Annotated in this window: 20 protein-coding genes; 8 read left to right on the top strand and 12 right to left on the bottom strand. The window is 67.5% G+C overall.

Features of this window, described 5'->3' with window-relative positions; genetic code table 11:
* Nucleotide 1 precedes the first annotated feature (1 nt).
* On the top strand, nucleotides 2-2,224 hold the full coding sequence (locus WG924_RS06660; RefSeq protein WP_345932216.1) for a xanthine dehydrogenase family protein molybdopterin-binding subunit: 2,223 nt from the start codon (nucleotides 2-4) through the stop codon (nucleotides 2,222-2,224).
* The gene (locus tag WG924_RS06665; RefSeq protein ID WP_345932217.1) at nucleotides 2,224-2,904 is read left to right on the top strand and encodes an Isoquinoline 1-oxidoreductase subunit; all 681 of its coding nucleotides are present in this window, start codon (nucleotides 2,224-2,226) and stop codon (nucleotides 2,902-2,904) included. Before WG924_RS06660 ends, WG924_RS06665 begins: the two co-directional genes overlap by 1 nt.
* Here WG924_RS06665 and WG924_RS06670 read toward each other — a convergent pair whose 3' ends face one another.
* A complete protein-coding gene (locus tag WG924_RS06670) occupies nucleotides 2,905-3,771 on the bottom strand; it encodes an SDR family oxidoreductase (protein ID WP_345932218.1) in 867 nt (288 codons plus the stop codon).
* 273 nt (nucleotides 3,772-4,044) lie between these two features.
* Between WG924_RS06670 and WG924_RS06675 the strand changes: the two genes are divergently transcribed.
* From WG924_RS06675 to WG924_RS06700, 6 genes are all read left to right on the top strand, one after another.
* Nucleotides 4,045-5,922 (top strand): tetratricopeptide repeat protein, encoded by a 1,878-nt coding sequence (locus tag WG924_RS06675; RefSeq protein WP_345932219.1) that lies wholly within the window; start codon nucleotides 4,045-4,047, stop codon nucleotides 5,920-5,922.
* 208 nt (nucleotides 5,923-6,130) lie between these two features.
* Complete coding sequence (locus WG924_RS06680) at nucleotides 6,131-8,908, top strand: tetratricopeptide repeat protein (RefSeq protein ID WP_345932220.1); 2,778 nt, start codon at nucleotides 6,131-6,133, stop codon at nucleotides 8,906-8,908.
* A 93-nt stretch (nucleotides 8,909-9,001) separates the two neighbouring features.
* Entirely contained in the window at nucleotides 9,002-9,724 is a 723-nt protein-coding gene (hutC, locus tag WG924_RS06685; RefSeq protein ID WP_345932221.1) for a histidine utilization transcriptional repressor HutC, read from the top strand.
* A gap of 250 nt (nucleotides 9,725-9,974) precedes the next feature.
* Nucleotides 9,975-10,901 (top strand): ABC transporter substrate-binding protein, encoded by a 927-nt coding sequence (locus WG924_RS06690; protein WP_372044739.1) that lies wholly within the window; start codon nucleotides 9,975-9,977, stop codon nucleotides 10,899-10,901.
* 87 nt (nucleotides 10,902-10,988) lie between these two features.
* On the top strand, nucleotides 10,989-11,765 hold the full coding sequence (locus WG924_RS06695) for an ABC transporter permease (protein ID WP_345932223.1): 777 nt from the start codon (nucleotides 10,989-10,991) through the stop codon (nucleotides 11,763-11,765).
* Nucleotides 11,762-12,598, top strand: coding sequence for an ABC transporter ATP-binding protein (locus WG924_RS06700; protein ID WP_345932224.1), 837 nt, complete (start codon nucleotides 11,762-11,764; stop codon nucleotides 12,596-12,598). Before WG924_RS06695 ends, WG924_RS06700 begins: the two co-directional genes overlap by 4 nt.
* On the opposite strand, the gene WG924_RS06705 is transcribed toward WG924_RS06700, so the two are convergent.
* From WG924_RS06705 to WG924_RS06755, 11 genes are all read right to left on the bottom strand, one after another.
* A complete protein-coding gene (locus WG924_RS06705) occupies nucleotides 12,592-12,969 on the bottom strand; it encodes a nuclear transport factor 2 family protein (RefSeq protein ID WP_345932225.1) in 378 nt (125 codons plus the stop codon). The genes WG924_RS06700 and WG924_RS06705 overlap by 7 nt on opposite strands.
* A gap of 96 nt (nucleotides 12,970-13,065) precedes the next feature.
* On the bottom strand, nucleotides 13,066-13,407 hold the full coding sequence (locus WG924_RS06710; protein WP_345932226.1) for a DUF3325 domain-containing protein: 342 nt from the start codon (nucleotides 13,405-13,407) through the stop codon (nucleotides 13,066-13,068).
* The gene (locus WG924_RS06715; protein ID WP_345932227.1) at nucleotides 13,404-14,942 is read right to left on the bottom strand and encodes a PepSY-associated TM helix domain-containing protein; all 1,539 of its coding nucleotides are present in this window, start codon (nucleotides 14,940-14,942) and stop codon (nucleotides 13,404-13,406) included. The genes WG924_RS06710 and WG924_RS06715 overlap by 4 nt, the downstream gene beginning before the upstream one ends.
* 20 nt (nucleotides 14,943-14,962) lie before the next feature.
* On the bottom strand, nucleotides 14,963-15,256 hold the full coding sequence (locus WG924_RS06720; RefSeq protein ID WP_345932228.1) for an iron transporter: 294 nt from the start codon (nucleotides 15,254-15,256) through the stop codon (nucleotides 14,963-14,965).
* Complete coding sequence (locus tag WG924_RS06725) at nucleotides 15,256-17,604, bottom strand: TonB-dependent receptor domain-containing protein (protein WP_345932229.1); 2,349 nt, start codon at nucleotides 17,602-17,604, stop codon at nucleotides 15,256-15,258. Before WG924_RS06725 ends, WG924_RS06720 begins: the two co-directional genes overlap by 1 nt.
* Before the next feature lie 225 nt (nucleotides 17,605-17,829).
* Nucleotides 17,830-18,852 (bottom strand): FecR family protein, encoded by a 1,023-nt coding sequence (locus WG924_RS06730; RefSeq protein ID WP_345932230.1) that lies wholly within the window; start codon nucleotides 18,850-18,852, stop codon nucleotides 17,830-17,832.
* A gap of 2 nt (nucleotides 18,853-18,854) precedes the next feature.
* Nucleotides 18,855-19,403 (bottom strand): RNA polymerase sigma factor, encoded by a 549-nt coding sequence (locus WG924_RS06735; protein ID WP_345932231.1) that lies wholly within the window; start codon nucleotides 19,401-19,403, stop codon nucleotides 18,855-18,857.
* A gap of 103 nt (nucleotides 19,404-19,506) precedes the next feature.
* Nucleotides 19,507-20,601, bottom strand: coding sequence for a serine hydrolase domain-containing protein (locus tag WG924_RS06740; protein WP_345932232.1), 1,095 nt, complete (start codon nucleotides 20,599-20,601; stop codon nucleotides 19,507-19,509).
* Between the two features lie 76 nt (nucleotides 20,602-20,677).
* Nucleotides 20,678-22,099: an MATE family efflux transporter gene (locus WG924_RS06745; protein ID WP_372044733.1), complete on the bottom strand. Its 1,422-nt coding sequence runs from the start codon at nucleotides 22,097-22,099 to the stop codon at nucleotides 20,678-20,680.
* 94 nt (nucleotides 22,100-22,193) lie between these two features.
* Nucleotides 22,194-23,039 (bottom strand): enoyl-CoA hydratase/isomerase family protein, encoded by an 846-nt coding sequence (locus tag WG924_RS06750; RefSeq protein WP_345932233.1) that lies wholly within the window; start codon nucleotides 23,037-23,039, stop codon nucleotides 22,194-22,196.
* Nucleotides 23,040-23,063: 24 nt separating this feature from the next.
* Complete coding sequence (locus tag WG924_RS06755; RefSeq protein WP_345932234.1) at nucleotides 23,064-24,620, bottom strand: class I adenylate-forming enzyme family protein; 1,557 nt, start codon at nucleotides 24,618-24,620, stop codon at nucleotides 23,064-23,066.
* Between the last annotated feature and the right edge of the window lie 6 nt (nucleotides 24,621-24,626).

A 24,626-nucleotide genomic window follows, 5' to 3' on the forward strand; every position in this document is an offset into this window, starting at 1 on the left:
GATGCAGATGCGACAGACGCAACCCGCGCAAGGGCAGGTTTCCAGGCGCGGCCTGCTGAAGGGCGCGGCCGGGCTGGTGGTCGGCGTCTATCTGGCGCCGTCGCTGATGAAGCGGGCGCTGGCAACCGAGGCTGCGGCGGCGGATGTAACCATGCCCGCCGGTGGCTTCGCCCCCAATGCCTTCATCCGGGTCGCCACCGACGACACGGTGACGGTGCTGGTCAAGCATATCGAATTCGGCCAGGGGCCGTTCACCGGCCTCGCCACGCTGGTGGCTGAGGAGATGGATGCCGATTGGGCGCAGATGCGCGCCGAGCACGCCCCGGCCGACACCGCCCTTTACACCAACAGCCTGTTCGGCATGCAGGGCACCGGCGGCTCGACCGCCATCGCCAATTCCTTCATGCAGATGCGCCAGGCCGGCGCCGCCGCCCGCGCCATGCTGGTGGCTGCGGCCGCCGCGGACTGGCAGGTGGAGCCGGCCGCGCTGACGGTGTCGAAGGGCCGCATCCGCCATGCCGCATCCGGCCGCGAAACCGGGTTTGGTGCGGTGGCGGAAGCCGCCGCCAAACTGCCGGTGCCGACCGATGCGCCAGTCAAATCCGCCAAAGATTTCAAGCTGATCGGCCACGACCGCGACACCGTCGGCCGCCTGGACAGCCGCGCCAAAACCAATGGCAGCGCCATGTTCACGGCCGATATCCACACCGACGGCATGGTGGTGGCGGTGGTGGCGCATCCGCCCCGTTTCGGCGGCCGGGTGAAGGCTTTCGACGCCAGCCAGGCGCTGGCGGTGCGGGGCGTGCTGGCGGTGCGTGAAGTGCCGACCGGTGTTGCTGTCTATGCCGAAAGCACCTGGCCCGCGATCAAGGCGCGCGAGCTTCTGGACATCACCTGGGATGACAGCGCGGCCGAGATGCGCGGCACCGAGCAGATCCTGGCCGATTTCAGCGCGCTTGCCAAAGGCCCTGGCGCTGTGGCCGCCACCCATGGCGACGCGCAGGCCGTGCTGGCGGCGGCGGATCAGGTGGTCGAGGCCGAATTTCAGTTCCCCTATCTGGCCCATGCGCCGATGGAGCCGCTGGATGGCTGGATGACCTGGGATGGCAGCACCGCCTATGCCCGCTTCGGCAGCCAGATCCAGACCAGCGACCAGATGGCGATTGCCGCCGTGTTCGATGTCACCCCCGACAAGGTGCGGATCGATACCATGCTGGCCGGCGGCAGCTTCGGCCGGCGCGGTCAGGTCGGGTCGGTGTTCGCGGTGGAACTGGCGGCGGTCACCAAAACGCTGGCTGGTGTCGACGGCTTCGCCGGCCGGCCGGTGAAGCTGGTCTGGACGCGGGAAGACGACATCCAGGGCGGCTATTATCGGCCGATGTTCGTGCACCGCATGCGGGGTGCGGTGAAGGATGGCGCCATCACCGCCTGGGCCGATACCGTGGTCGGGCAGTCCTTCATCGTCGGCACCCCCTGGGAAGGCTTCGGCTATAAGGACGGTGTGGATGCGCTGATGGTCGAGGGCGCGAGCGAGCTGCGCTACACCCTGCCGGCCTTCAGTTGTGATCTGCACATCGCGAAAACCGGCGTACCGGTGCTGTTCTGGCGCTCGGTCGGCCACACCCATACCGGTTATGCGGTGGAATGCTTCGTCGACGAATTGCTGGCCGTCGCCGGCCAGGATCCGGTCGACGGGCGTCTGGCGCTCATGGCCGAGGCGCCGCGGGAGGCCGGCGTGCTGCGCGCTGTGGCCGAACTGGCCCGCTGGCACGACACCACGCCGCCCGAAGGCCGCGCGCGCGGTGTGGCGGTGGTGAAGAGCTTCGGCACCCATGTCGCCGAGATCGTCGAGGTCTCGGTGTCGGATGACGGCGAGCCCCGGGTGCACAAGGTGTGGTGCGCGGTCGATTGCGGCGTTGCCGTCAACCCCGATGTCATCCGCGCCCAGATCGAGGGCGGCATCGGCTATGGCATCGGCCATGCGCTGTATGGCGAGATCACCATGGAGGACGGCCTCCGCATGCAGTCGAATTTCGACGGCTACCGCTCGCTGCGGATCAATGAAATGCCCGAGGTCGAGGTGGTGATCGTGGCATCCGACGCCGCCCCCAGCGGTATCGGCGAACCCGGCCTGCCACCGGTGGCGCCGGCCATCGCCAATGCCATGGCGCGGCTGGGGCGTGAGCGCCCGCGCCGCCTGCCGATGCTGCGGGAGACGGCCTGATGCGGGGTGGCCTGATGCGGGGTGGCCTGATGCGGGGTGGACCGACGACGCTTGCCGGCCTCGCCACGGCCGGGCTGCTGTCGCTGGCGGCGCTGATGCCTGCGGCCCATGCCGCCGGCATGTCCGCCAACGACACGGCCGCCGCCGATGACCCGCAGAGCCTGCGGCCGGTCACCGCCTTCAACGGCATCGGCTCTGAGGCGGAACGCTCGGCGGCGCTGTTTGGCGAGGCGGCCAAGGTGTTGCAGCATCCGCGCTGCATGAACTGCCATCCGGCCGGCGACCGGCCGGCGCAGGGCGACGACCGCCATCCGCACAGGCCGCTGGTGGTGCGCGGCGATGGCGGCATGGGTGTGGTGGGCATGCGCTGCACCACCTGCCATCACGACGAGAACTATGAACCGGCGGGCGTGCCGGGCGATCCGCACTGGTCGCTGGCGCCGCCCGAGATGGCATGGGAAGGCCTGAGTGTCGGCCAGATCTGCGCCCAGTTGAAAGATCCGGCGCGCAATGGCGATCGCGATCTGGCGGCGATCATCGAGCATGTCTCGACCGACAGCCTGGTGCTGTGGGGCTGGGCGCCGGGCGGCACCCGCGCCCCGGCGCCCGGCAGCAATGCCGCCTTCACCCAGTTGATGCAGGCCTGGGTCGATACCGGCGCCCACTGCCCGGCGGGCTGATCACATCAGCCGGCCGCCGGTCGCCGGAATGATCGCGCCGGTGATATAGCTGGCGGCGTCCGACGCCAGGAACACGAAGGCGCCGGCCATCTCCACCGGCTGGGCGGCGCGGCCGAGCGGCGTGTTCTTGCCGAAACTCTCGACCGCCTCAGGCGGCATGGTCGAGGGGATCAGCGGCGTCCAGACCGGGCCGGGCGCGACCGCATTCACCCGGATGCCGCGATCGGCCACCAGTTGCGACAGCCCTTGGGTGAAATTGCCGATCGCGCCCTTGGTGGTGGCATAGGCCAGCAGATGCGGGTTCGGGTCGGCGGCGTTGATCGAGGTGGTGTTGATGATCGAGGCGCCGGGCGTCATATGCGGGATCGCCGCCTTGGCCAGATAGAACTGGGCGTGGATATTGGTCTGGAAGGTCACTTCCCATTCCTCGGCCGAGATATCCTCGATCTGCGCGAAGCTGGCCTGATGGGCGGCATTGTTGACCAGCACGTCGATGCGGCCGAATGCCTTCAGCGCCCGTGCCACCAGCGTCCGGCAATGGGTCTCGTCCCGGATGTCGCCGGCGATGGTGAGCACCCGCCGCCCGGCATCTTCCACCCAGCGCGCGGTTTCGCGGGCGTCGTCATGCTCGTCGAGATACGCGATCAGCACATCCGCGCCCTCGCGGGCAAAGGCGATCGCGACCGCGCGGCCGATCCCTGAATCGCCCCCGGTGATGATCGCCACCCGATCCTTCAACCGTCCCGATCCGTGATAGCTCCGTTCGCCATGATCGGGCCGCGGGGTCATGGCGTCGGTGGCGCCGGGCATCGGCTGCTGCTGATCGGGCTGCGGCGGTGTCGGGTGCTTGCTGCGGGGATCGTCCATGTCGAAACCTCCTGATCGGTCATGACCTGACCGACCCAACCGGCCGGGCTGGTTTGGGTTCCCGGCAGGTGGCCCGCGCGGCTGGGGCGGCGTGCCCATGTTGCGCGTGCAATCGACCTCACCTATTCTCTTTGGAGGCGGGTTGGGGGTGCCTATGAAGCGTGCGGACGGCGACGACGACACCATTGAGCCGCTGCCCGCATCCGATGGCGTGGCGGCCGGCATCCAGTCTGGCCGCGCCTGATGTCTGCGGTCAGGCCGCATGACGGCGTGTTGTCGCTGTTCGTCGTCGCGATCGGCGCCGTGGCGGATTTCATGACCGTCGTGGCGCCGGTCGTTCACTGGTTCCTTCTGGCATCTCTGACGGCGGTCCTGCTGTCCCTGATCGTGGGCCGGCTGAGGCGGCCGTGGCGGGCATTGTGCCACCACATCCTGCTCTATGCGGGGATGCTGTTTCTCGTCTGCCTTGGGTTTTTCGCGGCCCAGCACCCGTCAAATTTCTGGCAGCGTCTGCTGAGCATCCCGCAGGCCGTGGCGGGCGAGCGCGGCGCGCTTGCCGCGCATGTCGATCAGGTGGCGGCCCTTCAGGATATTATGTCCATTCTTTCTGAGATGGATAAGAAGCTCGACCTGCTCGTAGCGGCGTGGTCGGCACAAAACCCTGAATCACTCGCGGCGACCAACGAGGCTGGTATCCCGCGCTCGACGATTATCGAACTGGCTCGTCGCACTTTGCCGAGCATCAAGGATGGTGACACCGAAGCGGCCCTGCGCGAACTGGAATACGTCGTCGAGATCGCCATTCGTGTGGCCGAGGAAGACCGCTACGGAACCAAGCTTGGTGATTTCATCGAAACGGTGCTCGCACGTGTCGCCGAATTGTCGAGGAATGGCCGCTTCGACGAGGCAGGGACCGCGGCCGGAAATGCCTTCCGTGCCTGGGAACGCGAGGAGGCCACCCGCCAGGCCGAGGAGGACGAGCGGCGCCAGCGCAGCCAGACCGAAGGCATCCGCCTGCTCCGCGCACACTATGATGTGGACGTGCTGGCCCGCAAACCGGCTGCCGCCGCCGGACGCCTTGTCCAGATTATCGATCTGCAACATGCCGATGCCGATGCGCGCCTTGAAGCTCTTCTTGCGGAGCAGAACGCCCGCTATGAGGAGGGCCGGGACCGGGGTGTCAACCTGCCGCTGGAGATCGCCATTTATCTTGCGCGGGTGGGGTTGGGGCGGGCACGCAATGCTGATGAGCGTGGGGTGTTTGGAAACAATCTTGGCAATGTGCTGTGGGCGCTGGGTGGACGCGAGAGCGGAAAGGCTCGGCTCAAAGAGGCTGTCGAGGTTCTTCGTGCTGTTCTTTCGGAACGCACCCCCGAGCGGGCGCCTCTGGATTGGGCATCGATTAAGAACAATCTCGGTAACGCCCTAGCAATCCTTGGCGAACGCGAGAGCGATACTGTGCGGTTTGAAGAGGCAGTTGATGCTTATCGCGCTGCTCTTACGGAACGTACTCGTGAGCTCGTGCCTCTGGAGTGGGCGGCCACCAAGGATAATCTCGGCAACGCGCTCACAGCTATAGGCGAGCGCGGCGGTGGAACTGCGTTTCTGAAAGAGGCCGTTGACGCACATTGGGCTGCTCTTGCGGAACGGACCCGCAAGCGTGTTCCCCTGGCGTGGGCGGCTACGCAGAACAATCTTGGAAACGCGCTTCGGGCGCTTGGTGAGCGTGAGCTTGGAACGGAATCACTTAAGGCGGCCGTAGATGCATATCAGTCGGCCCTTGAGGAAATTAAACGAGGAAATGGAAGTCTGGGCTGGGCGATGATCCAGCACAATCTCGGCGCCGCTCTTCATGCGCTTGGTGAGCGCGATAGTGGCGTGACACGGCTCAGCGAGGCGGTCGCTGCGTATGAGGCTGCACTCTCGGAACGGAGCCGCGAACGCACCCCTTTCCAGTGGGCCCTGACCATGCAGAGCCTCGCCCAAGTGAAGCTGACACTAAGCGAGCGTACAGGCAGTCTTACATTCCGTGCAGAAGCATTGGCTGCCGTCGATGGTGCTTTGGAGGTTTTTACCGAAGGTGGAGCGGATCTTTACGTCGAGAAGGCCACCGACCTCCGCAAGCGTATCCTGGCCACCCTCTCCCGCTGACCAACCACCCATTTCTTGGCGCCCTTGAATACGTCTATGCTTGCTCGCATGGGCCACCTCTGGGCAGGGCGGTAGCGTCGCTCCATCAGCGGGTGTACCTGTATATCCAGCGCCCAGTTCTGAACGGGTAACTGCGTCGGCGCGACCGCATTGCGCGTGCAGCCTCGCGCACTTATGCTGTTTCAGGTGATGACGGCGGCGGTGGCGGATGTCCTGGCTGAGTGAGGAGTGCGCGAACAAGCTCTGCGGTCTGGTTGCGGGCACCGTGCTGGTTGGCGGTGCCCTGGCCGCCGGCGGCGCTTTGCTGCCATTGGGCATCGGGGTTGCCGAGGCGGTGGTCGGCGGCACCGGTCTGGTGACCACGATGTTGCGGAACCGGGGGCGTCAGCCGCAGGCGGTCTATGCCCGGATGTCCCGACAGGTCGCCGAGGGCGTTCAGCAGCAACTTGACGCCGAGATGCCGGGCTGGGCGGAGCGCGCCGATGCCAAGGCTGCCATCGCCCGGCTTCCCACCGTGGCCGACGCCATCCGCTTCGAGGCCGAAGCGGTGGTGGCCGAGGGTCTGAAAGCCGACGGCATCGTGCGCGTGCTGATGCTGAAAGCGGCGGTGATCGAGCCGCTGTTTCATCCCGATACCGGCAATCACAGTTACCGCCAGATTCTGTCTGCGGCGCTCTCTGAAACCTTCCGCGTGCTCAGGGCCGACCCGGATTTCTGGGCAAGCCTGCGGCCGGACATCGACGAGGCGGTGTTCGCCCGGCTGGACGAGGTGATCGGGCAGCAGGCGGCCATTCAGACGGCGCTTGATGCGATCAACAAGCGCATTGATGTGCTGTTTGACCAGCTTAGCTTGTCGATCGGGGACAGGGAGCGGCTTGCGGGGGATCTGGCGCGGGCTCAGACGGCCCATGATGCCACCCGCAGCCTTGTTCTGGGCTTTCTTGAAACCGTGCTTAAGAAACAGGTGCCGGCCGAGAGTATTGCCCGTGAACTCTTTGCCCTCGCTGGCAACTGGCGGGACGCGCGCGATCAGATTCACGCCCTTGAATTTTCGCGCAATCTGTCGCCAGAGCTGGTGGATCTGAAGGAGCAGGCCGAGGCTGCCTTCGCGCGGGCCGAGATCGAGGGCGGCGCGCAGATCGACGAGGCGCTTCGTCTGGTGGCGTTGATCGAGGCGCGTGAGCGCGACGCGATCGATCGCCTGGACAGCGAACGCGATGAACTAGCCCGACGCCAGTCTGACATTGACGACGAGCGTCAGGCCCGCGTGGCTGGCCTGATCGCGACGCTGCGCACCAAGCTGGCCATCTACAAAACCCGTCTTGACGCAGACCTCGCCGCCGACACGATCCTGCGCATCATCGATCTGGAAACGGGCGATCCGGATGCGCGTTATGCGGCGCTTGTTGCTGAACAGAACGCCCAATACGAGGAAGGCCGGGACCGGGGGACCAGCCTGCCATTGGAGATTGCCGTACGGCTGGCTCGGTTGGGAGTGGAGCGTGCCCGCAATGCTCATGAGCGGGGTACTTTCCACAATGGGCTTGGGAATGCGCTTGCCACACTTGGGGAGCGTGAGAGTGGAACTGCGCGGCTGAATGAGGCTGTTAAGGCTTATCGTGCCGCCCTTTCTGAATATACCCGCGAGCGTGTGCCCCTAAACTGGGCGATGGCCCAGAACAACATTGGCAATGCGCTTCAGATTCTTGGCGCCCGTGAGAGTGGAACTGCGCGACTGAACGAGGCTGTTAAGGCTTATCGTGCCGCCCTTTCTGAGCATACCCGCGAGCGTGTGCCCTTGGAGTGGGCGACGACTCAGAACAACCTCGGCACAGCGCTTCAGACTCTTGGCGCCCGCGAGAGCGGAACGGCGCGGCTGAACGAGGCCGCTGATGCCTATCGTGCCGCCCTTCTGGAACGCACCCGCGAGCGCGTGCCCCTGGGCTGGGCGATGAGCCAGAACAACCTCGGCAATGTCCTTCAGGCTCTTGGTGAGCGCGAGAGCGGAACGGTGCGGCTGGACGAGGCCGTCGAGGCCTACCGCGCCGCCCTTTTGGAATGTACACGCGAGCGTGTGCCTCTCGACTGGGCGATGACCCAGAACAATCTCGGTACTGTGCTTCAGGCTCTTGGGGCCCGGGAGAGCGGAACGGCGCGGCTGAACGAGGCCGTCGAGGCCTACCGAGCGGCTCTTCTGGAACGCACCCGCGAGCGTGTGCCTCTGGACTGGGCGATGACCCAGAACAATCTCGGCGTGGCGCTTCAGACTCTTGGCGCCCGCGAGAGCGGAACGGCGCGGCTGGACGAGGCCGTCGAGGCCTACTGTGCCGCCCTTTTGGAATGGACTCGCGAGCGCGTGCCCCTGGACTGGGCGATGACCCAAAACAACCTCGGCAATGCCCTTCTAGCCCTTGGTGAGCGCGAGAGCGGAACGGCGCGGCTGGATGAGGCTGTTGATGCTTACCGCGCTGCCCTTCTGGAACGCACCCGCGAGCGCGTGCCCCTGGACTGGGCGATGACCCAGAACAATCTCGGCAATGCGCTTCTAACATTAGGCGAACGTGAGACCGGAGCGGCGCGGCTGGACGAAGCTGTTGATGCTTACCGCGCCGCCCTTCTGGAATGGACCCGAGAGCGTGTGCCTCTGGCCTGGGCAGCAACGCAGAACAATCTTGGCACTGTGCTTCGGACACTTGGCGCCCGCGAGAGCGGCACGGCGCGGCTGGAGGAGGCCGTTGATGCCTATCGTGCGGCCCTTTGGGAATGGACCCGCGAGCGCGTGCCCCTGAACTGGGCGATGAGCCAGTACAACCTCGGCAATGCACTTCTGACATTGGGCGAACGCATCGGCGATCGCGGCCTTCTGACGGAGGCGCTGGCAGCCATCGATGGCGCCCTGGAGGTCTTTACCGAAGCGGGCGCCGACTTCTACATCGAGAAAGCCACCTCCCTCCGCGAGCGTATCCTCACCGCCCTCTCCCGCTGACCACCCAACCCCACCCCTTGGCCGCCCCCCTGAATATGTCTATGCTTATTCGCGGGGCCGACAGGGTGCGGCCGGGGGAATGGCGAGGGCAGGGTGTCTGGGCAGGCGGCGGTGTCGTTCCATCAGCGGATTTATGGGGATATCGAGCGCCGGGTTCTGACCGGGGAATTGCGGCCGGGTGACCGGATTCCGTCGGAGCATGAGCTGATGGCGGTGTATGGCTGTTCGCGGATGACGGTCAGCAAGGCGCTGACCGCGCTGGCGGCGGCGGGGATGATCGAGCGGCGGCGGCGGGCGGGATCGTTCGTGGCGCGGCCGCGGATCGAGCGCACGGTGATGGAGATCCAGGATTTCGCGGTCGAGGCCGCGCGCGCCGGGCGGTCCTATGCCTATCGGCTGCTGGCGCGGCGCATCGAGCCGCTGGCCGAGCCCGAAGGCAGCGCATTTCCCGTGCCCGCCGGCACCGAGGTGCTGCGGCTGGACGGGCTGCACCAGATCGACGGCGTGGTGATGGCGCTGGAACGGCGCAGTGTGATGCTGGATGCCGTGCCCCATGCCCGCGACACCGATTTCACCACCACCGCACCCGGCCGCTGGCTGTTGCAGCAGGTGCCGTGGTCGGATGCCGTGCATGTGATCAGCGCCGGCCTGGCCGATGCCGCGACCGCCCGGCTTCTGGGCGTCGACAAGGGCTCGGCGCTGTTGATTCTGGATCGCGAGACCCGGCAGACCGCGCTGACCATCACCCAGGTGCGGCTGATCCATCCGGCGGCGCTGTATCGGTTCGTGGGCCATTTCAACCCCGGCAATGGCTGACCGCGCGCAGCCGCCAGTGGCTGCGATATGTATAGGCAATTGACGAGGCTGTGCGGCTGTGCTGCTATGAATTTACGCAGAAAAGCCGGCTGGCCCATGGCATGGGCGGCACGGGGCGATGTACAGGGATGGCATGATTGCGCCGGGGACCGGGCCGCTGTTGCGGTGATCCGGTCGGGGACCGCGCAATGCGAGATCATGGGGGACCACGTTCATGCAGTTTCGTCGGACATTCGGGCTGGCCGCGGCCATGGCCGCAGGGGCGGTGGCGCTTGCCGCGGCCCCGGCATCGGCCGAGACCACCAAGGTGACATTGGGCCTGTCGGGCTGGACCGGCTTCGCGCCGCTGACGCTCGCCAAGGAAGCCGGCATCTTCGAGAAGCACGGCCTGGACGTGTCGCTGAAGAAGATCCCGCAGGCCAGCCGGCATCTGGCGCTGGCCTCGGGCGATATCCAATGCGCCGCGACCACGGTTGAAACCTGGATCGTGTGGAACGCCAATGGCGTCGCCGCCAAGCAGATCTTCCAGATGGACAAGTCGTTCGGCGCCGACGGCATCGCGGTGCGCGGCGACGTGGCCAGCTTCGCCGACCTGAAGGGCAAGACGGTCGCCGCCTCGGCGCCCGGCACCTCGCCCTACTTCCTGCTCGCCTGGATGCTGCACAAGAACGACATGAAGATGGCGGATGTGCGCGTGGTGAACATGGAGCCGGGACCGGCGGCGCAGGCTTTCGTCGCCGACCAGAACGACGCCGCCATGACTTATGAGCCGTATCTCTCGACCGTGCGCAACGCGCCCGACAAGGGCAAGATCCTGGCGACGACGCTGGATTACCCGGCGGTGATGGACACGGTGGGCTGCACACCGGCCTTCCTGTCGGAAAACCCCACCGCCGGCAAGGCTCTGGCCGACAGCTATTTCGAAGCGCTGGAGATGATCGCCGCCGACAAGGACAAGGCCTTCGAGATCATGGGCGCCGATGTGAAGCAGACGGGCGAGGCCTTCGGCAATTCGGCGCAGCATCTGCGCTGGCAGGACAAGGCCGCCAACAAGGCGTTCTTCGAGGGCGAGTTCAAGACCTTCTCGGCGGAAGCGGCCGATCTGCTGCTGGAGATCGGCGTGATCAAGCAGAAGCCGGATATCGCGGGCATCGTCGATACCAGCTACATCCAGTGACCTGAACCGCTCGATCACGCCCCGCTCGCCGCCAGGATGCGATGGGCGGGGCGTGACATCGCGGCTTCGAACGACAGGCCCAGTCTCATGATCCGACCCTTCGAGCCCGTCAGCCCGCGGACGCGCGTTCTGCTCGGCATCGGCTTCTTCGTGCTGTTCGTGGCCTTCTGGTCGGTGGCGACCTTCGGCGGCTTCGTGTCGCGCACCTTCCTGGCCGACCCGCTGACCATGCTGGCCGATGGCTGGGATCTGCTGTTCCGCCAGGGATTTCTGGGCGACATCGGCATGACCGTCTGGCGGGTGGTCGGCGGCTTCCTGATGGCCACGGTCATCGCCGTGCCGCTGGGCATCGCCATGGGCGCCTATAAGCCGGTCGAGGCGCTGCTTGAGCCGTTCGTGTCGTTCGCGCGCTATCTGCCGGCATCGGCCTTCGTGCCGCTGCTGATCCTGTGGGCGGGTATCGGCGAGATGCAGAAGCTGCTGGTGATCTTCATCGGATCGGTGTTCCAGATCACCCTGATGGTGGCAGTGCAGGTGGGCGCCACCCGCCGCGATCTGGTGGAAGCGGCCTATACCCTGGGCGCGCGCGACCGGGGCATCGTCAGCCGGGTGCTGCTGCCGGCCAATGCCCCCGACATCGCCGAGACCCTGCGTCTGGTGCTGGGCTGGGCCTGGACCTATGTCATCGTCGCCGAACTGATCGGCGCCTCATCGGGCATCGGCTATATGATCATCAATTCGCAGGCGCTGATGGCGACCGGCCAGATCATTTTCGGGATCATCGTCATCGGCGTGATCGGCCTGATTTCCGACGTGCTGTTCAAGATACTGAACCGCCGCCTGTTCGCATGGCGGCTGGCATGAGCGCCGCCGCGAGTGGCGAGGCCACGGCCGATGCCGGTGCGACTGGCGCGGGCGTGCTGATCATCGAGGGCGTCAGCCGCACCTTTCCGGGCGTGCGCGGCGGCGCGCCGACGCTGGCCTTGCAGGCCACCGATCTGGTGGTGCCGCGCAATGATTTCGTCTCGATCCTGGGGCCGTCGGGCTGTGGCAAATCCACCCTGCTCAGGATCGTGGCCGGGCTGGACCGGCCGACCACCGGCCGGGTGACGCTGGATGGCACGGTGATCACCGGCCCCGGCGCCGATCGCGGCATGGTGTTCCAGTCCTATACCCTGTTCCCCTGGCTGACGGTGGCGCAGAATATCGGCTTCGGCCTGCGCGAAAAGGGGCTGTCGGAGGCGGAGCGCCGCGATACCGTGGCCGCCTTCATCGACGAGGTCGGCCTGCGCGGCTTCGAAAACCACTGGCCCAAGCAGTTGTCGGGCGGCATGCAGCAACGCACCGCCATCGCCCGGGCGCTGGCCAACGACCCGAAGATCCTGTTGCTGGATGAACCCTTCGGCGCGCTGGACAACCAGACCCGGGGCCTGATGCAGGAATTGCTGCTGGGCATCTGGGAACGCGAGCAGAAGACGGTGATCTTCGTCACCCATGATATCGAGGAAGCGATCTTCGTGGGCGCGCGGGTGATCACCATGTCGGCGCGCCCCGGCCGGATCAAATCGATCACCCCGGTACCGCTGGGCCATCCGCGCCATTACACGGTGAAATCGAGCCCGGAATTCAGCGCCCTGCGCGCCCGGCTGACCGAGGATATCCGTGCCGAGGCGATCCGCGCCGCCGTCGATCACTGAGGCTGTGCAAGGCTGATCACCAGCCGGACGATCCGCGCCCCGGCGATGGTGAACCGCAGGGTCATGATCAGTGGGTCGGGCAGGCCGGTGCGGTCGAAACGGCCGTCGACCACCATGTCGACCAGCCGGTCGCCGCCGTCGTCATGCTCGCGGCCCAGGATCGGGTGCATGCTGAGCCGGGGCGCGAAGATTTCATGCGCGGCCCAGGCGCCGATCGATGGCAGGCCGCGTATCGTGCGTCTGCCATCGGTGACGACGGCATCTGCGGCGAAGCAGGCGCGCAGCGCCTCGCTGTTGCCGGTGTTGACGGCGGTGATCCAGTGGCGGATGACGGGTGCGGGCGATATGAGCTTGGGTGGTTGCGCCGACATCTGACAATGCGTCCTGACCTTGTGATGATGACACTGGATCATACCATCATACGCCTGTCAGCCTTTGTCAGGAGTGTTCCGCCATCACAGGGCCGATCAGAGAATCAGCAGAGGCAGCCAGGCCGTGGCGATCAGTGCCAGCGTGATGCGCGGTATGTGTCGGGGAGCATGGCTCAGCGCCAGAACCAGCGCGCCGCCAGCCAGCGACAGCACGCCCCACAGCGCCGCCAGCCCGATCGACCAGCCCCAGCCCAGAACCGCACCGGCGGCGGCGCATATCAGCAGGCACCAGCCGGCGAGGGTGAAGACCCGCCGCCGGCCGGGGCGCGGACGGCCACCCAGGATCTGGTCGTGATGTCGATCCATGGCCAGTGCCAGGGCCAGAAACCCGGCCCAGGCGGCAATGCAGGCCGGCCAGGTGACCATGGCCGCGGTCATGGCCGGTCTCCCGCAACGGCGGCGGCGGGCCGGCGACGGCTGGCCGGCTTTGCCGTCGGTGCCGGGCGCGCCAGTCGGCGGGCGGCATGGAACAGGCCGGCGGCGGTGGCGATCGCCACCAGATCGAAGCCGATCACCCGCGCGTCGCCCGCCAGGATACCGGGCAGGCTGGCCAGCGGCAGCATCGCCAGCAAACCGGCCGTGACGCCCAGTTGCTCGGTCCAGGCGACACGGACGGGCCGCAGCAGGGCGTGCAGGGCCGCGGCCGCCCAGACCACGAAGAAGGCGCGGATCTCCCACTCGGCGCGCCCGGCCAGATCGGCCGGTATCAGCCGGTTGGCCCAGAAATAGCCGGCGGCGGCAAGGCACAGCCCGGCAATGCCGGCGACGTTCAGGCGCTCGACGATGCGGAAGCCGATCGAGGGGCCGCCATTGCGGGCATGTTGTGCGGCGCGCTTCACCACCCACAGCACCAGCCCGGTCGCCACCATCACCGTGCCGGCGACGCCAGAGATGAAAAACAGCCAGCGCAGCGCCGGCTCCGAGAACCGGGCCCGGTGCAGCACGCCGATGACGGTGTTGATCTCGCCGACCGTGCTCAAACCATCGGCGCCGCGCACCGCATCCACCAACTGCCCGGTGGCGGCATCATAGACCAGCCGGTCGCCGGCGCGGCCGGCGCTGGCCAGGGTGGCGGCATGCAGTGGCCGAAGTTCGATCCGCGCGCCCGGACGGCCGGGCGCGGTGATGGTCACGCTGCCCGCAGGCGCCCCCCAGCGATGCTCGGCATCGGCCAGCAGCGGCGCCAGGGCGACCGTCGGGGCGGGCATCATGGCGGTTGAGACGCCAGCCGCGCGCGGCGCATCGCCCGCGCCGCCACCACCACCGCCACGCGGCCCCTCGAAAGCGAAGGGCAGCAGCGTTCCGGCCAGCAGCACCAGACCGCTATAGGTGATCATCACATGGAAGGGCAGGGCCAGAACGGCGGTCGCGTTATGGGCATCGAGCCATGAACGCTGACCGGCCTTGTCGGGCCTGAAGGTGAAGATGTCCTTGAAGATCCGGCGATGGGTGATGATGCCGCTGATGATGGCGACGAACATGGCCATGGTCGCGATACCGACGATCCAGCGCGCGGTGTTGCGCGGCATGCCATACAGCTCGAAATGAAAGCGGTAGAGGAAGTCGCCGCCCGCGGTCTCCCGCGCGGCCAGCGGCTCGCCCGTGGCGGGGGCGAGCTGGGCGCGGCGGATGCCGGCCCGGCCCGCGGGCGCGCCTTCGGGCCGCCAGGCAAGGCCAAGCGACGGGTCGCGTTCGCCCGGCAGCGACAGCATCCACATACCGGCACCGGCCGCGTTGGCCGCCAGCCATGCCACGCCGCGATCTGCCGAGCCGGCCTCGGCTTCCAGCCCGTGCAGCTCGGGCTGCATCCAGTGGGTGACCTCGTCGCGGAAGAAGGCGATGGTGCCGGTCAGGAAAATGGCGAACAGCAGCCAGCCGAGCAGCAGCCCGGCCCATTCGTGCAGCCATGCCATGGATTGTCGCAATCCCGCCCTCATGGCAGCCTCCATGCCAGGATCAGCGGCAATGCCGGCACCGCGAGCCAACCCCAGGCCCGCAGGGTGGTGCGGGCCGCGAAGGTCCAGATGATGATGCCGCCATGGACCAGAAAGCCGGCCATGACCCCGGCCTGCGTGGCATCGCGGGCCGGCATCGGCAGATGGCGGGCCAGAAGGACGGTGACCAGCGCAGCCAGCCCATAGCCCACAGCCACCGCGGCGATGACCCGCAGGATCACCGCCACGGCATGGGGCAGGCGCTCACCCGCCCCGTTGGCCTGCGTCGCCATCAGAAGCTCGCCCGCAGGCCGAGCCAGAAGCGGCGGCCGTCCTCGACATACCAGTACTTGCCGTCCTCGGGCTCGTTCACCGCGTCGGTGACGTTATAGACGGCGGCATTCACCGACAGCGCCGGATGGATTTTCCAGGCACCGCCCAGATCGAAGGTGGTGATCGACCCGACGCCGTCGCTGGCGGTGTTGCCCTGACCGAAGCTGATCCGGCTTTCGCGGCTGCGATAGGCGCCGGTGACGAAGGTGGAGACATCATCCGTCACCAGCCAGTCGAGGGTGAGGCTGAGCGTGTGGTCGGGCACGCCGACCAGCTTCTCGCCATCCAGGCTCTCAAGGCTGTAGCTGTGGAAGCGGGCGCCCTTGGTGTTCATCTCTGAGTCGATGAAGGTGTAGTTGCCGCGCAGCGCCAGATCATCGGCGATCTGCCAGCGCCCGGCCAGTTCCAGGCCGCGCATGGTGGCTTCGCCGATGTTGAAATAGCCGCTATAGGGCGTGCCGGAGCCATCGGGGCTGTAGATGATGTCGCCGTTGTCGTCGCGCAGGATCGCCGAGCCGGTATTGGCGATCTTGTTCTTGTAGTCGGTGTTGAACAGGGTCGCGTTGACCGAGAAGGCCGTGCCCTCGTAATAGAGGCCGATTTCGGTGTTCACGCTCTCTTCGGGTTGCAGATCCGGATTGCCCCAGGTCACGGCGCCGCCGCGCTGCGGGTTGCCGATGTCGGGGTTGATCTGCACCAGCGTCGGTGATTTGAAACCCTTGGCGATGCCGCCCTTCAGGGTCCAGTCCGGCGCCATCCGCCAGACCGCATAGGCGCGCGGTGTCCAGTGGTCGCCGAAGAACTCGTTGTCGTCGACCCGCAGACCGCCGGTCAGGCTGAAATCATCGGTCACCCGCCACTCATTCTCGGCGAAGGCCGACCGCTCCCAGACCGATGTGGTGGTCCGATCGCCGTCGGCGCGGCCGCGATAGCCGCCGGAGACGAGTTCGGACTCCTTCCATTGCAAACCGATCGTGGGGATGTGATCGTCGAATTCGGTGATCACCAGCTTGGCATCGGCGACCAGATTGGTGGTCTTGGGCTTCCAGGTCTCGGTCGGGCCGTCGCGGCGCGCCACCTCGCGATAGACCGCGACGTCGCTGCGCCCGAACGACCAGTTGCCGCCATGCGACAGAGACATGTGGTCGCGGGTATAGTCGGTTTCGCGCTCCTGACCGCTGCGTTCCAGCCGGTTGCGGAATTGCTGGGTGGTGCGGCCACCCTCGATCTGGATCTCGTGGATCTCGTCGGGGGTCAGCGTCAGGCGGGCGGTACCGTTGCGGCGCAGTGACCGGCCGTGGCCGTTCACGACCTCGTCCTCCTGGCGGCGCTTCTCATATCCCCAGACCTGCAGGCCCAGCTTGTCCTCGACCAGCGGCCCGGACAGATAGATGTCGCCCTGCCATTCATCGCCATATCTGCCATGCCCCTGGGCGGTATAATCGGCGCCGACCGCGCCCGACCACGCCTGTCCGACCTTGCGGGTGATGACGTTGATCACGCCGCCCATCGCCTCGGACCCATAAAGGGTCGACATCGGGCCGCGCACGACCTCGATCCGCTCGATCGCCTCCAGCGGCGGAATCCAGTTCTGCGCCAGCCCTTCGGCATTCGCGCCCTTGGGGTTGGCGGCGCTGGTCTCCTGACGCTTGCCATCGACCAGGATCAGCACATGGCCGGATTCCATGCCCCGGATCGAGATCGAGCCCTTGTCGCCGCCAACCACATTCACACCCTCGACATGGCGCACGGCATCGGCGAGCGAGCGGAAGGGGCGCTTTTCCAGCTCATCACGCGGGATCACGGTGACGCTCGCCGGCGCGTCGGTCAGCTTCTGCGCATAGCCGGCGGCGGTGGTGGTGACCACCATGTCGGGCAATGCCACCGCGCGGCCTGCCGGCGTGATCCGGTCGATGGTGACGGTTCGTGCATCGACGAAGCGATAGGCATAGCCGGTGTCGGTCAGCAGCCGGCGCAGCGCCTCGTGGACGTCATGGGTGCCGGTGAGACCGGCGGAGGGAATGGTCGCGGCCTCGGGCGCCGAGAACAGCAGCACCAGCCCGGCCTGATCGGCAAGGCTGGTCAGGGCCTGGTCGAGCATCTGCGGCGGGATCGAAAACGTCACCGGCCCGGCCGCGTCTCCGGCTGCCGGTGCCTGTATCGGTGCCTGGGCCTGTACCGGTGCCTGGGCCTGCGCCGATGCCGGCGCCGGCATCGTCACCGCCATCATCGCGCCGATGAGCGCCGCGCCGATCATGGGCACGCGCCCGCTGTCGAGGCAGGGGCGCTCCATCTTTCGATCCGTCATGGTGTTCTCCGTCCAGGTCTGCCGATGCGTCGTCGCTGTAGATCATCCCAGCCGCTTCACGCAACTGCGGATCATTCGCAACGTTGATATGATCAGGACGACGCGACGCACCGAAACCGACAATGCGGTGACGGATTTTTTGCGCGGACGGACGGAAAAGGACGAAATGTCCCGGCTTTCAGGCCAGGCAGCCGGCCGGCGGCAGGCCCGGATCGCGTGGCCGGGTCAGGCGTCGAGGATGACCAGCGGGCCGATCCGCCGGGCACGCACCGGCAGGATGCGGGTGATGGCGGCAAGCGTGCCGGCCGGATCATCGAGATTGAAAACCCCGGTCACCGGCAGGTTGCGGGCCGTATCGCCCCGGACGATCAGGCGCAGCCGGCTGTCGCGTTCCAGACGCGCCGCGACCTGGGCCAGCGGCTGGCCGGCGACGATCAGCCGGCCCCGGTGCCATGCGGTGAGCGCCGCCGCGTCGACCCGTTCCACCTTCATCGGCGCGCCCGCCACCGATCGGCCCATGGTCACGGCCTGCCCGGCTTCCAGCGCCACGACCGCTCCGTCGGCCGCGCGCGCCTCCATTTGCCCCGCGACCACCACCACCCGTGCGGTCTGGTCGTCGCGGGTGACCGAGAAGGTCGTGCCCAGGGCGCGGGCCCGGCCGGCGCCGGCCGCGACCACGAAGGGGCGTGTGGCATCGGCGGCGACCGTGAACAATGCCTCGCCGGCCAGCAACTCGACATGGCGGGTGGTGCCGGACAGATCGGCGCGGATCGCCGACCAGCCGGCCAGGGTCACCCGGCTGCCATCGGCCAGATCGAGCGACCGGCGTTCACCATGGCCTGTCGTTTCGGCGCCGGTCAGCAGGGCCGCGACCCGGGTGCCGGCATCCGGGCCCGTGGCCATCCAGGCCCCGGCACCGGCTGCCGCGACCACGCCGGCCGCCGCCGCACCGGTCAGCAGCCGGCGGCGGCTGAGCGCCGGCGGCCGCGCCGGCTGTGGTCGGGAGAATGGCTGGACGGTTGCACCGGCCCCGAAGGCCGCGGCGGTGGCGGTGGCACCGACATCGTCGAACAGGGCCTCGGCCTCGATCGCAGCCGCGTCGTGGGCGGCGCTGGTTGCGCGCCAGCGGGCGAAATCGGCGGCGTCGGCTGCCCCCATGCGCACCCGCACCAGCCAGTCGATAGCGGCATCCGAGAGGTCGTCGGCGCCGGCGATATGGTCGCGCGCGGGCGCGGATGGCGTGGGCATGGTCATTCTCCACCAGCCTCAACGCGGCGCTGCCAGTCGCGGCAATGCTTCAGGGCCTGGGCCACGTATTTGATCACCATGCTTTCCGACACCCCCAGCCGGCGGGCAATCTCGGCCTGCGGCAGCCCCTCGACGCGATGCAGCAGCAGGGCCTGCCGGGGGTTATCTGGCAGCGCCGCCAGCGCCGCGTCAAGCACCCTCAACCGTTCGCGCGCGGCCACTGCCTGATCGGGCAGGGGGGCGGTGCAGGCGACCGACAATCCCTCGGCCTCGTCGCCCCGTTCGCGGCGCAGCCGCGCGTCGCGCCGGTGGCCATCGGTGACCAGATTGATCGCGATCCGCCGCATATAGGCCTGTGGGTCATCCACCACACGCCCCTCGACCTCGGCGGTCCTGATCCGGAAATACAGATCCTGGAGAAGATCCGCCGCCCGGTCGGGGTCACCGCAGCGCCGGTGCAGAAAGCGCAGCAAGTCGCCATAGCCGGCCTGGAAGCTCTGCACCAGCCGGCCGCCCTCGACGGACAGCTCTGCGGATTTCGTGGGGGCCATGCGCCGGTTCCGACCTGCGGATGAAGACACGGCGCAGGGTATGTGTCATGCGAGTGATTATCAATCTCGATGATCGATTTTCGCACGCGGCGGCTGTTGGGCGTCAGGCGATGGCGGTCACCGCGTCGCCGATCAGCCCGTGCAGATCGCGGACATAGCCGGTGCGGCCCGATGGCACGTCGTCATCCGACGTCACCACCGCCACCAGCCCGATATCGGGCACCACATACAGCATCTGGCCGCCATAGCCCCAGCCATAATGCCCGGTCATGCCGCCGACATCGCGCGTGAACCAGCCATAGCCATAGGCATCGCCTGTATAGGGCGAGGTGGCGCGCGGCTGCCAGCTCGTGGCGATCCAGTCGGCCGACACCACGCGTCTGCCATCGGCGGTGGTGCCGCCGCGCCGGACCATCTGGCCGATCGCCAGCACCGCGCGCGGTGACAGCAGCATCTGATTGCCGCCGAAATAGATCCCCTGCGGGTCGGTCGGCCAGGGCGGGATGGTGATGTCGAGCGGATCGCCCAGCCAGTCGCGGGCGAGTGCGAACGTGCTGCGCCGGGCGGCTTTGGTCAGGATTGCCGACAGCAGATGGGTGTTGCCGGTGGAATAGAGCATGCGCCCGCCCGGCTCGTCGACGAAGTCGCGGGCGAGCGCGAACCGCACCCAGTTGCCGCTTTGCACCCAGCGGCCGTAATTCGGCCCGGATGTCCGCTCCAGCCCGGCCCGCATCGACAGCAGATGGCCGATGGTCAGCCGGTCGAGCCGGGGGTCGGGATCGGCCGGCATCTGGTCGCCCAGCAGATCGGCCACGCGCTGATCGGTGCCGGTCAGCACGCCCCGGTCGATGGCAATGCCGACCAGCAGCGCGATCACGGTCTTGGACAGCGATTTGACGTTCACCGGCCGGTCGGTCGGCGGTCCGCGCAGGGCATGATCGATCAGCACCTCGTCCCCGCGCGTCAGGATCAGGCTGTGCAGGGTGGGGAAGCTGCGGGCCTGATCGATCAGGCGGTCACGCGCCGCCTGATCGAACGGGCCGGGTGTGCCGGTGGCCGCGTGGAGCGGGCGGGGCCAGACAAGCGGACCGGCTGTCAACGCCCCGGCTGTCAACGCCCCGGCTGCCAGCGCGCCGGTTCTTAGAAGCCGGCGGCGGCTGAGGCCGGGCGCCGGCTGGCTGTCGGGAAAACGGATCATGACAGGAAACTGGTGCGCAGGGGTCTGGCGCGCAAGGGTATCGGCGTCAATGCGGAACCACCGGCCAGCGGGGGGGTCAGACCAGCCGCCGGATCGGCCGGCGCTTCCACACCAGATTGTAATAGGCGGCCTGTCCCGATGCCAGCAGGCAGAAGGCGATCGGATAGGACAGCCACACACCCTCAAGCCCCATGGGCCCTGAGAGATACCAGCCGATCGGCAGGCCGATCAGCAGGATGGCGGTGCCCGAAATGGCGGTTGGTACCAGCACGTCGCCGCTGGCGCGCATCAGGCTGGATGTGGCCATGCCCATGCCATAGATCACCAGTGCCCAGACCACGATGTGCAGCAGGCCGCGCGCCCGCGCCACCACCGCCGGATCGGCCAGGAACAGGCCGAGCAGCGGGCCGGTGAAGAGATAGACCACCACCACCAGCGATCCGGTGAGCAGCAGGTTGAGCATCAGCGCCGTGCGCAGGATGGCGGGCAGGCGATCGGTGCGGCGGGCGCCGATCGCCTGCGCCCCGAAGATCGAGGCGGTGATGCCGATCGAGATCGCCGGGAACTGGACGTAATTGATCACCTGGGTGATGGCGCCATACGACGCCGTCGCATCCGATCCGAAGCGGTTGACCAGCGACAGGATCAGGATTTCCGAGGTCGAGATCAGCACCAGCATCACGCCGGTCGGCAGGCCGATGCGCAGCACCCGGCCCAGCAGCACCCGGTCGATGCCCATCGCCTTCAGGAACACCCGGTCGGGTGCCAGGGGATGGTTGCCGCGCCTGAGATGAACGGTCATCCAGGTCATGGCGATGGTCATCGACACCACCGAGCCCCAGGCGCCGCCGGTGACGCCGGCGGGCGGCAGGCCGATCCAGCCGCCGATCAAGGCAGGAGTCAGGATCATGCCGATCACGGTCGACAGCCCCAGCGTCTTCAGCGGTGTAATGGTATCGCCGACACCACGCAGCATCGATGTGGCCAGCAGGAACACGAAAACCCCGGGCGCCGCGATCAGCATGATCCGGGCATAGGCGATGGCATCGGGCAGCACGTCGGGCGGCGTGCCCAGCAGGGTGAGCAGAGACCGGGTCAGCGTGCCGCCGAAAATGGCGACCAGCACCCCCATGATCAGAACCACGGTCAGCGAGGTGGCGGCGATCGCCTTGATCCGGCTGGTATCACCGGCACCGAAGGCCTGACCGATCAGGATCGAGGCCCCGGCGCCGATGCCGATGATCAGCGAGATCATGAAGAACAGCATGGGAAAGAACGAGGTCACCGCGGCAAGGGCGCTGACGCCCAGCATCTGACCGACATAGATGTTGTTCAGGCTGCCCGACAGGCCCTGCAACAGATTGCTCGCCACCATCGGCACCAGGAAGGCGATGAACGGCTTCCACAATGGCTGTATGGGGGCATCGGGCGAGAACGGAGAGACCCGCTTCCTGCCGCGCGCGGGCGCGACAGGGCGGGGGGCTGTGGGGGCGGACATCCGGAGACCTCGACAGGGGCGATCGCTGACGGAACACGCGGCGTGCCCGACCGGCAAGCCCGACGCGGCCGACAGAGTAGCCGCCCCGATGGCCTCAGGTGAAGCGCGGCGTGCGCTTCTCGACAAAGGCGGTCAGGCCTTCCAGCAGATCGGGGCCGCGGGCATAGTCGAGCAGCGCCCGCACCTCGGTTGCCAGGGCATCATCGAGCCCGCGATCACGGGCGCGGGCATGAAGCGCCTTGATCCGCGCCAGGCCGTCGGCGCTGTGGCCGGCGATGCGCAACGCCGTCTGCTGGACCTGAGCTTCAAGCTGGTCGTCGGGCAGCACGGCATTGACCAGGCCATGGGCCGCCAGTTCCACCGGATCGGCCAGCCGGCCGGTCAGCAGCAGATCGCTCGCCACGTTGAACGGCAGTCGGCGCGACAGCCGGGCGGTGGATCCGCCGCCGGGAATGACTCCAAATTTCACATGGCCATCGCCGATGCGGGCGCTTGCCGCCGCATAGACCAGATCGGCGGTCAGCATCAGCTCCAGACCGCCGGCGACCGTGACGCCATTGACCGCGGCGATCACCGGCCGGCGGAACTGTTCGATGCGGGTGAACATCGCGCGGCCGCGTTCGAGATAGCGGTCGAACCCGTCGAGGTCGTCGCCGGCGACCAGTTGCCTGAACAGGGCCAGATCGCCGCCGGCCGAGAATGCCTTGCCGCTGCCGGTGATGACCATGACCCGGAAGTCCTGATCCGCCTCCACCGCGTCGATGGCGCGCGCGAGCCCGGCTGTGAGGTCCAGGCCCATGGCGTTGCGACGATCGGCCATGTTCATGCGTACCCAGGCGACCGGGCCACGGCGTTCCAGCAGCACCGCGCCCTCGGCGAAGCCGTCGACGAACCCGTCCGCCGGGGTGTCGGACAGGCCATCGTCAGGAGTATCGCTCATCTCAATCGCTCCTCATCGGCGCGGTCATGCGCCCTTCAACAATCCACGGGCGGCCAGCAGGGCCTCGACGTCGTGGCGCTTGATCTTGCCGGTGGTCGAGCGCGGGAATTCCTCGTAATCGATGAACACCACCGCCTTCGGCAGCTTGTAGCGCGCGAGGCTGCCGTTCAGCCGCGCCATGACATCATCGGCTGTGACGTCGGGGCTGGCCGCCACAACCGCCACCGGCACTTCGCCCCAACGGGCATCGGGCGCGCGGACCACCACCGCTTCGCGCACCGCCGCGAGCGACAGGATCAGGCGTTCGATCTCGGCCGGATACACGTTCTCGCCGCCGGATTTGATCAGATACTTGCGCCGGTCGACGAAATCGAGGCTGCCATCGGGGTTACGGACGAACATGTCGCCCATATGGAACCAGCCGCCGCGGAAGTCGGCCGCGGTCGCCTCCGGGTTGTTCCAATAGCCGGAGAACAGGGCGGGTGAGCGCAATGCCACCTCGCCCGGATCGCCATCCGGCACCTCGTCGTCGTCGGCATCGACCAGCCGCAGCGCGCAGAGCGCGCTCTGTCGTTTCGACAGCCCCTGCGGCATCTCGCCCACCCCGATCACCGAGGCGGAGGCAGGCGCCGCGCCGGTTTCGGTGGACCCGAAGCTGTTGACATAAGGGGCGTTCAGGGCGCGCGTCACCGCCTGGATCTGGGCCAGCGGCACCAGATCGGCCATGCAGCCGATGATCATGACATCCGGTGAAATCTGGCCGGCTGCCTGCCAATGGGTCAGGAAATCCTCGATCATGCCCGGCATCAGCACCAGCCAGCCGATCGGTTCGCGGGCCACCACACGGATGATCGCCTGCGGATCATAGCCGTCGACCACGGTCACCTTGCCGCCGCGGGTCAGGGTTGCCAGCACCTGATCGGTCGAGACCATGTGGAACAACGGTGCCCAGGCGACGAAGCCGCGACCGGGCGGCAGGTGATGATCGATCGCCATCACCTCCGTGCGGGCAATCTCGGCGCGATGGCTGATCAGCGCGCCCTTGGGATTGCCGGTGGTGCCGCTGGTGTACAGGATCACCAGCCCGTCCTCGGGGGAGGTCACCGGGGGCAGCGTTGGAACCGGTCCGTTGGCGGCGATCGCCTCGAAATCCGGGCCGAATTCCAGGCGACGGAGCGGGGCCGCCATATCCGCTGTGGCGGCATTGAGGAGCGGTGTGTGGCGCGGGCTAACCACCACCAGCGACGGCTCCACCAGCCCCAGGCAATGGGTCACCTCCGGCACCGCCAGCCGCCAGTTCAGCGCCGACAGGATGGTGCCGGTGGCGGCGGCGGCCAGCAGCAGCTCGACATATTCGGTGCGGTTCTCGGACAGCACGGCGAAGCGGTCGCCATGTTTCAGCCCGGCCGCTCCGGTCAGCCAGCCGGCCAGACGCGCGACACGGTCGGCCAGGGTCGCGTAGCTGTGACACACGCCACCATGCGCGTCGGCCAGGGCCGGGGCGTCGGGCGTGCGGCGGCACTGGCGGGCGAACAGCAGATCGATGGTCAGGCCGCCGGCGGCCTGAACCTCGGGAAGCATGACGGC

It is taken from the genome of Tistrella arctica, assembly GCF_039630945.1.
Taxonomy (GTDB): Bacteria; Pseudomonadota; Alphaproteobacteria; order Tistrellales; family Tistrellaceae; genus Tistrella; species Tistrella bauzanensis.